We start from the raw sequence: 11,775 nt of genomic DNA, 5'->3' as shown, positions 1-11,775 counted from the left end.
ACGCGTTATTGCTCAGAACGGCACCGTATTAAGCGTAGAAGTTGTTCCATAACGTTACGGAACTCTAGGTCGGTGACTACAATCAAACAGGGAAATAACCTATTTGGAGTCACCGCCATGCGCCTCAAATATGCTGTCGCCGCTATTGCACTGTTGTCCCTTCCTGTTGGCTCAGTTATGGCCAATGGCTTTTGGCGTGACGTATTGTCTTCTGGGGCAACGACGGGTTCAACTTACCTAACCTTCAAAAAAGACCGCAAGGTCATTGCTGCGCAAGATGACGCAGGAAGCTTTGTCGCCAGTGACGGCCAAATTCGCGGCCCTTATCTTGAGTCGGCTATGCAGCAAGTGCGTGCGGACAACCCGAACCTGAAAGTCAGCGACATGGAGCTGGCCAACGCCATTCTGGTTAAAAACGCCACGTCAGAGTAATCCTCACGGCTTGTAGTCGCTGTCGTAGACTGCGAAATGCTTAACGCAGCTTGCGGCAGCGACTACAGGGCATCTCATTCAGCTCTCATACAGAATTTTCGCCAGCTGTGAACGATGGTCTGGGTATGCTTTACTCACCCAAATTCACATCGGACGTCTAGCCTCTATGAGCTCCCTGCCTTTCCTGCCGTTTTCCAAACCCACCATTGATGAAGCCACTATTGCTGCCGTAGGCGACGTGTTGCGCTCGGGCTGGATCACCAGCGGGCCTAAGGTTCAGGCATTCGAGGCGCAATTGTCCGAGTACTTTGGCGGCCGCCCAGTGCGTACGTTCAACTCCGGCACGTGCACCATGGAAATCGCCTTGCGCATTGCGGGCATTGGTGCGGGCGACGAAGTGATCACCACGCCTATTTCGTGGGTGGCCACCGCCAATGTGATCATCGAAGTGGGCGCTACGCCGGTGTTTGCCGATATAGACCCGATCACGCGTAACATCGACCTGGCCCAAGTTGAAGCCGCTATAACCCCGCGTACCAAAGCCATTATTCCGGTGTACCTGTCGGGCTTGCCGGTGGACATGGACGCACTCTACGCACTGGCCAAAAAACACAACCTGCGGGTGGTCGAAGACGCCGCCCAAGCGTTGGGTTCGAGCTGGCAAGGGCAGCGCATTGGCGCTCGCGGTGATTTTGTTTCGTTCAGCTTTCAGGCCAACAAAAACATTACCTCGTCCGAGGGCGGTTGCCTGGTACTGAACAACGAAGAAGAGGCACGACTGGCCGAGAAATACCGTCTGCAAGGGGTCACTCGCACGGGTTTTGACGGCTTGGATGTTGATGTGTTGGGCGGTAAGTTCAACATGACTGACATTGCTGCCGCGATCGGCTTAGGTCAATTTGCGCACATCGAAGCCATCACGGCCCATCGACGTGAACTGGCAAAGCATTACTTCGAATGTTTCGGTCCAGACTTTGAAGCCGAATACGGTGCGCAACTGCCTGTGGCTGACTTCAACAACACCAACTGGCATTTGTTCCAACTGGTACTGCCCGAGCGTAAAGACGACCAGCCAGCGCGTGCGACGTTTATGAAAGAGATGCAAGCACTGGGCGTAGGCGTGGGTTATCACTACCCGCCGATTCATTTGCTGAGCTTGTACCGCGCGCGAGGCTTTAAGGAGGGGATGTTGCCCGTGGCCGAACGTGTAGGGCGTTTAATCGTGTCACTGCCGATGTTTACAGCAATGACCAAGGCCGATGTCGAGCGTTCTGTGGCGGCGGTTAAAGCCGTATTGAAAGACGCTTAACACTCAACCCGGGAGCTGCCGCAGGCTGCGATCTTTTGATCATTAAAAACAAAGATCGCAGCCTGCGGCAGCTCCTACAGCACATCCTTTTGACCTTTTTTGTGTCGTCATCTGGATGCGCCGATGCTGACTGTCTGGGTTACTCGCCGATGGCGGCTTTGTAGCCTGCAGCATCCAGCAGTTTTTCCAGCTCAGCGGTGTTGGATGGCTTGAGCTTGAAGATCCAGCTAGCGTATGGATCGCTGTTCAGCCCTTCAGGGGCATCCGCCAGCGCTTCATTGACTGCAATCACTTCGCCAGACACTGGCGCGTAAATGTCCGAAGCCGCTTTTACCGACTCCACCACGCCAGCCGTTTCGCCGGCTGCGAACACTTTGCCAACTTCGGCCAACTCAACAAACACCACATCCCCCAGCGCTTCTTGAGCATGATCGCTGATACCTACGGTAATCGTGCCATCAGCTTCCAGACGTGCCCACTCGTGACTTTCAGCAAAGCGCAGTTCCGCAGGGATATTGCTCATATTCAGTGTCCTCAAGAAGAAATTTCAGCGGCTCACACGGTATGCGAGCCTGCCTGTAAACGTTAGATCAAGGCTTTGCCATGACGAACAAAAGTCGGTTTAACCACGCGAACCGGGTACCACTTGCCTCGAATTTCAACCTCAGCTCGATCGGCTGTAGCCATCGGAACGCGCGCCAATGCAATCGACTTGCTTAGCGTAGGAGAGAAACTACCACTGGTGATCTCTCCTTCGCCAACATCTGCGATACGAACGACCTGATGAGCCCGTAGGACGCCTCGCTCTTCAAGCACCAAACCCACCAATTTTAGCCTTGAACCGCTGGCCTTTTCCGCCTCTAACGCTTCGCGGCCGATGAAGTTGCGCGAGGCAGGCTCCCAAGCGATGGTCCACGCCATATTGGCTGAAAGTGGTGAAACAGACAGGTGAATATCCTGCCCGTAAAGATTCATGCCCGCTTCTAGACGCAAGGTATCGCGTGCGCCCAAGCCTATAGGAGAAATGCCAGCGCCGACCAGATCGTTAAAGAACGCTGGCGCTTGATCGGCCGGAAGCACAATTTCCAGACCGTCCTCGCCGGTGTACCCGGTACGCGCAATAAACCAGTCGCCGCTGATCTGCCCTTCAAAGGGCTTGAGCTGTTGGATGAGCTGACCAAGGGCCTGACTCACTAACTCGGCGACTTTATGCCGTGCCTGCGGGCCTTGAATCGCCAGCAACGCTAACTCAGGGCGCTCTTGCAATTGCACGGCATAGCCCTGCTTCTGGGCGGTCATCCAGGCCAAATCTTGGTCACGGGTGGCGGCATTGACGATAAGCCGATAACCCGTCGGCATCAGGTAGACGATCATGTCGTCGACCACTCCGCCGTTTTCGTTGAGCATGGCGCTGTAAAGTGCGCGGCCAGGCGTGTTTAGACGTTCGACATCGTTAGCCAACAAATGCTGTAGCCATTCCTTGGCCTGATCCCCGGTGACGTCAATCACGGTCATATGCGAAACATCAAACACCCCACAGTCGCGTCGCACCTCATGGTGTTCTTCAACTTGTGAGCCGTAATGCAGAGGCATATCCCAACCGCCAAAATCGACCATCTTCGCGCCTAGGGCGAGATGCAGGTCGTACAAAGGCGTACGCTGTCCCATGGGTTTCTCCTTCCGGGCTTGGCGAAGGTGCGGACAGGATTGTGAACGTTTAAGACCCGTTAAAAGGATCTTGCAGCGTTTAACAAACTACCTGGTCTGACAGACAGACCGCACCGAATGCCGCGCATTGTAGCCGCATGAGAAAGGACTGGCACCTAACCGTTGCGATGGGCCGAGCGACGAATAAGACCAATGACCGGTAATAAACCGACCAGAACCAAGGTCAATGCGGGTAATGAGGCCCGTGCCCACTCGCCTTCACTGGTCATTTCGAAGATGCGAACCGCCAGCGTATCCCAGCCAAATGGCCTCATGAGTAACGTCGCTGGCATTTCTTTAAGCACATCGACAAACACCAGCAGCGCCGCGCTCAAGGTGCCCGGCAGCAATAACGGTAGATACACTTTGAAAAACAGTCGCGGGCCACTCACCCCTAGGCTGCGAGCCGCTTCAGGCAATGACGGCCGAATGCGCGCCAAGCTGCTTTCCAAAGGGCCATACGCCACTGCGATAAAGCGCACCAGATACGCCAGCAACAATGCCGATAAGCTGCCGAGCAACAGTGGCTTGCCCGCACCGCCTAACCATCCCGAGACGGGAATCACCCATTCGCGATCCAGATAGCTGAATGCCAGCATGATCGACACCGCCAGCACTGAGCCGGGTAAGGCATAGCCTAGGTTGGCCAAACTGACCCCGGCACGGATCGCTGGAGTCGGCGCCTGACGCCGCGCAAACACCAGTACCAGCGCCACACAGACAGTAATTAACGCAGCCATGCAGCCCAAGTACAGGGTGTGCAGAATTAACCCGGTATAACGCTCATCCAAATCAAAGCGCCCGCGCTGCCAAAACCAGACCACCAGTTGCAACACCGGGATGATGAACGCGCAGGCAAAAACCAGCAGGCACCAGCCGCTGGCCAGCCACGCTTTGGGACCGCGCAAGTGATACAGCGCTTTGACCCGCGGCCGCTCGTTACTGGCACGACTGGCGCCGCGAGCGCGCCGTTCGCCGTAAAGTACGACCATTACCACCAACAACAGCAAACTGGCCAGTTGAGCAGCGGTCGACAGACTGAAAAAGCCGTACCAGGTTTTGTAAATGGCAGTGGTAAACGTGTCGAAGTTGAACACTGACACGGCACCAAAATCGGCCAAGGTTTCCATCAACGCCAACGCTACACCCGCGCCAATGGCTGGACGGGCCACCGGTAACGCGACGCGCCAAAAAGCCTGCCAAGGGGTCTGCCCCAATACCCGAGCAGCTTCCATCAAGCCTTTGCCTTGCGCCAAAAAAGCGGTGCGCGCTAGCAAGTAGACGTAGGGGTAAAAAACCAGAATCAGCACGATGATTACGCCGCCGGTGGAGCGTACGCGGGGCAATCGCAGGCCCATACCAAACCATTCCCGCAACAGGGTTTGCACCGGTCCGGCGAAATCAAGCAAGCCGACAAAAACGAACGCCAATACGTACGCCGGTATCGCGAACGGCAGCATTAATGCCCAGTCCAGCCAACGTCTGCCGGGGAACTCGCAGAGGCTGGTCAGCCACGCCAGACTAACCCCAAGCAACGTGACCCCAATGCCTACGCCGACAATCAGTATCAGCGTATTGCCCAGCAGACGCGGCATCTGAGTCTCCCACAGGTGCCTCCAGATCTGAGCGTCAATGGCTTGCCAAGACAGCAACAGCACGCTCAGCGGCAGCAACACCAGAGCAGCAATGGCAAAAACCAGCGGATACCAGCGACGTTGGGCAGGATGAGCCACGAAAAACTCTCGAAAGGCGGGATGAAAGGACTGGGTCTAAAACGCCGCAGGAGCTGACGCAGGCTGCGATCTTTTTAGGGAATCAAAAGATCGTAACCTACGCCAGCTCCTACGGGATTAATGCAGTGTTTTGGCTTTAATCAATTCCAGCCAGCACGGTCCATCATGCGGATCGCTTCGGCTTGACGCTTGCCTGCGACTTCAACCGGCAACTTGTCAGCTTTGAACTCACCCCAACTCGCCACTTCGGCCGACGGCGCTACGCTCGGGTTGGCCGGGAACTCTTGGTTGGTGCCGGCAAAAATCGCTTGGGCTTCAGGAGTGGTCATCCACTCCACCAACGCGGTAGCGGCCTCGGGGTGCGGCGCGTACTTGGTTAAGCCAATACCCGATAAGTTGACGTGAACACCACGATCAGCCTGATTCGGCCAGAACAGTTTGACGGCTAGATCCGGCTTTTGCTTATGCAGGCGGCCGTAGTAGTAGGTGTTGACGATACCGACATCACACTGCCCAGCGTTGATCGCTTCCAGCACCGAAACGTCATCCGAGAACACATCGGTGGACAGGTTATGCACCCAGCCTTTGAGGACTTCTTCGGTTTTTTGCGGGCCATTCACTTCGATCATGGTGGCCGTTAGCGACTGGTTGTACACCTTCTTCGCGGTACGTAGGCACAAGCGCCCTTCCCACTGTTTGTCTGCCAAGGCTTCATAGGTCGATAGCTCTTCAGGCTTAACCCGGTCGGTTGCGTAAGCAATGGTCCGAGCGCGCAGGCTCAAGCCTGTCCACTCGTGGGAAGAAGAGCGGTATTGAGGCGGGATGTTTTTGTCGATGATGTCGGACTTGATCGGCTGCAAGATACCCATTTGCTCGGCTTGCCACAGGTTGCCAGCATCCACGGTGAGCAGCAGGTCGGCCGTGGCGTTTTGGCCTTCAGCCTTGATGCGCTGCATCAGCGGCGCTTCTTTGTCGGTGATGAACTTAACCTTAACCCCGGTTTTAGCGGTGTAGGCGTCAAATACCGGCTTGATCAGCTCGTCGATACGCGAGGAATAAACCACCACTTCATCGGCAGCAAATGCGCTGCTCCCGAACACGGTAAGGGCCAGTGCAGTCAGTAGACGCTTGGGTGCCAACATGTAGGCGGTCTCTTTGGTGCGAAACGGACGTAAATGGTAGTGAATCACATTTGCCATCTCAACCGAACTCGCCCCAGAGGCGTTACCAGATGTTGCGAATCGCCAAAAACCCTTTGCAGGCTGCGATCTTTTAATCGCTTAAAAGATCATTCCTACCTCTTAAGGTTTGGCCAGTGGTGGCAGGTCGCCGGTGAGACCCAGTGCTTGGCGCACGAATAAGGCTTTGGCTTCGGGCAATTGGTTGACCCATTTCAAGCCGGTGTTACGCACTAATCGAGCGGTCAGTGAATCTGACTGAAACAGCCGCTCAAAGCCTTCCATTGCCGCCATCAGCGCTAGGTTGTGAGGCATGCGACGCCGTTCAAAACGACTCAGTACTCGCACATCAGCCAAACGCTCGCCGCGATCCGCTGCATGCAGCAATACATCCGCCAACACGGCTGCATCCAAAAACCCCAGGTTCACGCCCTGCCCGGCCAACGGGTGAATGGTGTGCGCAGCGTCGCCGATCAATGCCAGACCCTCGGCCACGTAACGCTTGGCATGCCGTTGGCGCAAGGGCACGCAGACTCGCGGGTCGGCGCTGAGTACGTTGCCCAATCGGCCCTCAAAGGCAAACTCAAGCTCACGGCAAAACGCCTCGTCGTCGAGCGCCATCAATTGTTGCGCTTGCTCGGGCGTCGTGGACCAGACGATCGAGCACCAATCGTGCTGCCCTTCACGCTCCAGCGGTAAAAACGCTAGGGGCCCGTGATCGGTGAAACGCTGCCATGCGGTCTGCTGATGCCCTTGGGCGCAATGTACGCTGGTGACAATGGCATGATGCTGGTAGTCCCATTCGCGAGTCTCACAGCCGGTCAGACGCCGCACTGCGGAGTTGGCGCCGTCGGCAGCTACCACCAGCGGTGCACGCAAGGTGCGGCCATCGGCCAAGGTCAACAGCCAGTCATCACCCGAGCGGCGCATTTGTTCAAGGCGTGCATTGGCCAACATCTCGATGTCGGCGCCTTGTAAGCACTCCAACAAAGCGTCTTGTACCACGCGGTTTTCGACGATATGGCCGAGCACGTCGGCGTGCACACTGGCCGCCGAAAAGTGGATCTGCCCGGTGCCGCTGCCATCCCACACGTGCATGTGCGAATACGGGCTGACACGCCGTGCGTGAATACCGTCCCACGCGCCAAGGCGTTGCAGGATGCGTTGGCTGGCCGCTGACAAGGCGCTGACCCGAGGTTCAAAAGCGTCTTGTGCGGTGAAAGGTTTGACGCTGAGCGGGCTGCCGTCGAGCAGCAGAACGTTTAGCCCACTCTCTTTGAGCGCCAGCGCTAAAGCGCTTCCGACCATTCCGGCCCCGACAATCAGCACATCTGCGCGCATTTCCATGCTTTAAGCCTGTCTCGCTAGCGGCCTGCGCCGCCTGTAAAAGGGTTCGATACGGGGGGGTTTAAACGCCCGGTCGCTGTCAGCTGTCTGCACGCGTGCCCAGGCCCATTGCCTGTCGGGCAAACCAGCGCTTGGCTGGGGGCAACAAATCGAGGCCGAGCAAACCTAAGTTGCGGCCAAACGAAATCAGGGTCTGATCACTGCCAAAAAGCCGTGTCACTTGGTCCGAGAAGCCGATGGTCAAGTGCTGATCCAGTTGCTGGCGCTGTTGATAACTCAACAATGTGGCCAGCTCGCCGGGTTTTTGGTCGCTTGCTAGCAAAGCATCGGCCAAGGCTTGGGCGTCACGCAAAGACAGGTTAAAACCTTGGCCAGCAATCGGGTGCAGGCTGTGCGCCGCATTCCCCAATACCACCAAATGCGGACGCACTTGCTCTTGAGCCTCAATCAGCGTGAGCGGGTATAAGTGGCGCGCTCCGACCTGCGTCAGCGTGCCCAAGCGGTAACCAAATACCGCCTGCAACTCGCGCAGAAAGCTGCGCTCATCCAGTGTCGCTAGGCGCTGAGCGTCCATCCCTAATCGCGTCCAGACCAACGCGCAGCGGTTATCGGGCAACGGCAGCAAGGCCATTGGCCCTTCATCAGTAAAGCGTTCAAAGGCCATGCCGTCATGGGGCTGGCTGGAACTGATATTCGCGATCAGGGCGCTTTGGTCGTAGGGGCGTTTGTGCACATGGATGCCCAATTGCTCGCGCAACCCGGATCGCCCGCCATCCGCCAAGACCGCCAGATCACACTCGAGCGTGGTTTCGTCATTGAGGGTCAGACGATAGCCCGCTTCCAGCGGCTGCATGTGGATAACTTCCGCCGGGCAACGCCAGCTGATGACATCCGGATCCAAACTTTTCCACAGGCATTGGCCGAGCCAAGCGTTTTCGACCACGTAACCGAGTGCTGGCACACCCTCTTCGCTGGCCGACAAGCGCGCTGTAGAGAAGCGCCCACGATCGGAAACATGAATATCTTTGATCGGCTCGCCCCGCTCAACCATCGACTGCCACACGCCAAGGCGCTCATAGATGAGTCGCGAGCCATAGCTCAGCGCCGACGAGCGCGCGTCGTAGCTCGGTTGATAGGTGTTGCCGGGGGCAAACGGTTCGATCAGGACGATCTTCCAGCCTCTCGCCTTAGCCCCAGCTTGCAACGCCAAAGCAAGGCTCGCACCGACCAGCCCACCGCCAATAATTGCCAGACTGACTCGGCTCATGCTGCGCTCGCTCGTGCTATCGCCATCAAGGCTTCGATCTCGGCAACGGTTTTGGGCACATCGCCGGTCAGGATTTCACAGCCCTGTTTGGTCACTACGACGTCATCCTCGATGCGCACGCCAATGCCGCGCCATTTTTTAGCGACGTGCTGATTACTTGGGCTGATGTAGATACCGGGCTCGACCGTCAGAGTCATACCTGGCTCTAAGACGCGCCACTCACCGCCCACTTTGTATTCGCCAACGTCATGCACATCAAGCCCCAGCCAATGGCCAGCACGGTGCATGTAGAACGCTTTATAGGCTTCGTTGGCGATCAACTCGTTGACGTCGCCGTGTAACAAACCCAGCTCAACCAGCCCGGCAGTGATCACCTGCACGGTGATTTCATGGGCTTGGTTCCAGTGTTTGTTCGGCGCAATTTCGCTGAAGGCGGCTTCTTGGGCTGCCAGCACCAGTTCATAAATAGCTTTTTGTTCCGGGGAGAATCTGCCGTTTACCGGGAACGTACGGCTGATGTCACTGGCGTAACAGTCGATCTCACACCCCGCATCAATCAACACCAAATCGCCATCTTTGAGCGCAGCATCGTTCTCTTGGTAATGCAGGATGCAGCTGTTATCACCCGAGGCAACGATTGAGCCATACGCAGGCATTTTCGCACCGCTTTTACGGAATTCGTAATCCAGCTCGGCCTCCAGGCTGTATTCGTGCAACCCGGCGCGGCTGGCCTGCATCGCACGGATGTGCGCGCGAGCAGATATCTGCGCCGCGTGGCGCATGACTTTGATCTCTGCGCCAGACTTGTATAGGCGCATGTCATGCAGCAGATGATCCAGCGCAACGAATTCGTTTGGCGGCTGGGCACCGAGGCTGGCCTTGGAGCGAATAGTGTTGATCCACTCCATGAGGTGACGATCGAACTCAGGGTTACTCCCCATCGCCGAATACACCCGGTCACGGCCTTCGATCAGCCCTGGCAAGATGTCGTCAATGTCGGCGATTGGGAAGGCATCGTCTGCGCCATAGTCACGAATGGCGCCTTCTTGGCCTGCACGCAAGCCATCCCACAGCTCGCGTTCGGCATTGCGCTCGCGGCAAAAGAGTACGTATTGGCCATGAGCGCGACCGGGGATCAAGACGATCACCGCCTGCGGCTCAGGAAAACCGCTCAAGTACTGAAAGTTGCTGTCTTGGCGGTACACATGCTCAACATCGCGATTGCGAATAGCCACAGCTGCGGCAGGCAGGATCGCGATGCTGTTGGGCTCCATCTGCGCCATGAGCGCCTTGCGGCGACGGGTGTATTCCGATTTCGGGATATGGATCATGGGCAGACGGCTTCCTTCTTTTCGATCAATCAGTGCAGCGAAGGCTTGGCAGGTGCAGCTTCAGTCGGTTTTTTAGTCTCGGTGAACAATAGCAACGGCGCGACGCGCAGGTATTCCATGACTTCCATGTAGTCACTTTCGCCGTCATCAGATTCTTCCAGAGCGTCTTGCACTTGAGCAATCGCCGCTAAGTCTTGGAGCACTTCATTGCTTTCATCACTCAAAGCATTGTCACGGTAGTTCAGACCAAACCCCGAAAGGAAACCTTGGCACCATTGGCCCAGCGCAGCCGCGCGATCAGCCAACGGAACGTCATCGGTTGGCAACAACAGCACGACGGTCATGTCGTCGCCGGTCAGTTCGCCTTTAACCATCTCTTGCAAACCGATCAAGGCATTGCGTACGTTGTCTTGAATTTCGCCTTCGAGCAGGTCGTTAGCGTCAGCTAGCCAGCCATCTTGGTCAAAACCAACACCGGCTGCGCTGCGTCCCAGCAACAGGCCGTGCAGTTCTGCAGGCGAAACATTATGGCCGCTGGACGTCAGCAGGGTGGCAAAGGCTTGGTACGGGGAGTTTTGGATAGGCATGGTCAGCTAGGCGCCAAGCGGCGCTATGTCTAGAATGGAGGCCTTGTATCCTAGCACCGGCAGACGGGCTAGACCATCGAGGCGTCAACTCGCTTGGCAGTCACCTCCCATCAGAAAAATACAGTAGGACACAATGGAAGACACCGACCTGCACGCACTGATGGCTAGACTTGAGTTGCTGATTACACGAGTCGAGCAACTTAAACGCCAAAACGCACTCTTATTAGCTCAGGAAAAGACTTGGCGCGTAGAACGCGCGCATCTCATTGAAAAAAACGAAATCGCCCGGACCAAGGTGGAAACGATGATTTCGCGTCTCAAAGCCCTGGAGCAAGACTCATGAGTTCAAGCAGTAGCGTCACCGTACACATTCTCGATAAAGAGTATTCGATCATGTGCCCGCAAGAAGAGCGCACCAATCTAGTGAGCGCCGCACGCTACTTGGACACCAAGATGCGCGAGATCCGCAGCAGTGGCAAAGTCATTGGTGCCGACCGTATCGCCGTGATGGCGGCGCTGAACATCACTCATGACCTGCTGCACAAGCAGGAAGCGCCACAAGCACAAACCAGCAGTGCGACGCGAGAACAAGTACGCGACCTGCTTGATCGCGTCGATTTGGTACTGGCCACTGATCCGAACGAACGTAAGAGCTGATTCAAAACGTTTCTTTGGGGTATACTCTCGCCACTCCCTGGAGTATTCGCCAGTTAGCGATGTCCCTGAGCCGATTCGCAATACCCTGGAGCTTGCACGTTGGGCCGGTGTGCATGTCCGCTAGACGGAAAGCCTTAAGGTCTACTGCAACTTCCACCTTGAACTTTCGGGTTCAAGGGCCAAGCCGACAGCGGTACGTCGGGGAGCCTGATTTCAATGTGCAATGC

12 protein-coding genes and 1 other RNA gene are annotated in these 11,775 nt (G+C 56.5%); 5 read left to right on the top strand and 8 right to left on the bottom strand.

The genetic code is table 11. The features are described from left to right. Positions 1–117: 117 nt before the first annotated feature. Both AQS70_RS12595 and AQS70_RS12590 read left to right on the top strand, forming a co-directional pair. Entirely contained in the window at positions 118–432 is a 315-nt protein-coding gene (locus AQS70_RS12595; RefSeq protein WP_055103105.1) for a DUF2388 domain-containing protein, read from the top strand. A 166-nt stretch (positions 433–598) separates the two neighbouring features. Then, positions 599–1,741, top strand: a complete 1,143-nt coding sequence (locus AQS70_RS12590; RefSeq protein WP_055103104.1) for a DegT/DnrJ/EryC1/StrS family aminotransferase — start codon at positions 599–601, stop codon at positions 1,739–1,741. Between the two features lie 139 nt (positions 1,742–1,880). Here the strand turns inward: AQS70_RS12590 and gcvH are convergent, their stop codons facing one another. The 8 genes from gcvH to AQS70_RS12550 form a co-directional block, all read right to left on the bottom strand. Next, a complete protein-coding gene (gene gcvH / locus AQS70_RS12585) occupies positions 1,881–2,264 on the bottom strand; it encodes a glycine cleavage system protein GcvH (protein ID WP_055103103.1) in 384 nt (127 codons plus the stop codon). Positions 2,265–2,326: 62 nt separating this feature from the next. After that, complete coding sequence (gene gcvT, locus AQS70_RS12580) at positions 2,327–3,409, bottom strand: glycine cleavage system aminomethyltransferase GcvT (protein ID WP_055103102.1); 1,083 nt, start codon at positions 3,407–3,409, stop codon at positions 2,327–2,329. Between the two features lie 155 nt (positions 3,410–3,564). Then, positions 3,565–5,181, bottom strand: a complete 1,617-nt coding sequence (locus AQS70_RS12575) for an ABC transporter permease (protein ID WP_055103101.1) — start codon at positions 5,179–5,181, stop codon at positions 3,565–3,567. A gap of 140 nt (positions 5,182–5,321) precedes the next feature. After that, positions 5,322–6,323 carry an extracellular solute-binding protein gene (locus tag AQS70_RS12570; RefSeq protein ID WP_055103107.1) on the bottom strand — a complete coding sequence of 334 codons (1,002 nt, stop codon included), beginning with the start codon at positions 6,321–6,323 and terminating at the stop codon, positions 5,322–5,324. 159 nt (positions 6,324–6,482) lie between these two features. Further along, entirely contained in the window at positions 6,483–7,700 is a 1,218-nt protein-coding gene (locus AQS70_RS12565; protein WP_164488186.1) for a 2-octaprenyl-3-methyl-6-methoxy-1,4-benzoquinol hydroxylase, read from the bottom strand. Positions 7,701–7,785: 85 nt separating this feature from the next. Further along, positions 7,786–8,973 (bottom strand): 2-octaprenyl-6-methoxyphenyl hydroxylase, encoded by a 1,188-nt coding sequence (ubiH, locus tag AQS70_RS12560; protein ID WP_055103099.1) that lies wholly within the window; start codon positions 8,971–8,973, stop codon positions 7,786–7,788. Continuing rightward, on the bottom strand, positions 8,970–10,304 hold the full coding sequence (pepP, locus tag AQS70_RS12555; RefSeq protein WP_055103098.1) for a Xaa-Pro aminopeptidase: 1,335 nt from the start codon (positions 10,302–10,304) through the stop codon (positions 8,970–8,972). The genes ubiH and pepP overlap by 4 nt, the downstream gene beginning before the upstream one ends. Positions 10,305–10,333: 29 nt before the next feature. Continuing rightward, entirely contained in the window at positions 10,334–10,891 is a 558-nt protein-coding gene (locus tag AQS70_RS12550) for a YecA/YgfB family protein (protein ID WP_055103097.1), read from the bottom strand. Between the two features lie 133 nt (positions 10,892–11,024). On the opposite strand from AQS70_RS12550, the gene AQS70_RS12545 reads away from it, so the two are divergent. The 3 genes from AQS70_RS12545 (at position 11,025) to ssrS (ending at position 11,757) form a co-directional block, all read left to right on the top strand. Further along, positions 11,025–11,234 carry a TIGR02449 family protein gene (locus AQS70_RS12545; RefSeq protein ID WP_055103096.1) on the top strand — a complete coding sequence of 70 codons (210 nt, stop codon included), beginning with the start codon at positions 11,025–11,027 and terminating at the stop codon, positions 11,232–11,234. Next, positions 11,231–11,548, top strand: a complete 318-nt coding sequence (locus AQS70_RS12540) for a cell division protein ZapA (protein ID WP_055103095.1) — start codon at positions 11,231–11,233, stop codon at positions 11,546–11,548. The genes AQS70_RS12545 and AQS70_RS12540 overlap by 4 nt, the downstream gene beginning before the upstream one ends. 31 nt (positions 11,549–11,579) lie before the next feature. Further along, a non-coding RNA gene (ssrS, locus tag AQS70_RS23305) (6S RNA) lies at positions 11,580–11,757 on the top strand. Positions 11,758–11,775 lie beyond the last annotated feature (18 nt).

Source organism: Pseudomonas endophytica, from assembly GCF_001411475.1.
GTDB lineage: Bacteria > Pseudomonadota > Gammaproteobacteria > Pseudomonadales > Pseudomonadaceae > Aquipseudomonas > Aquipseudomonas endophytica.
This window is presented reverse-complemented; position numbering and strand designations above follow the sequence as displayed.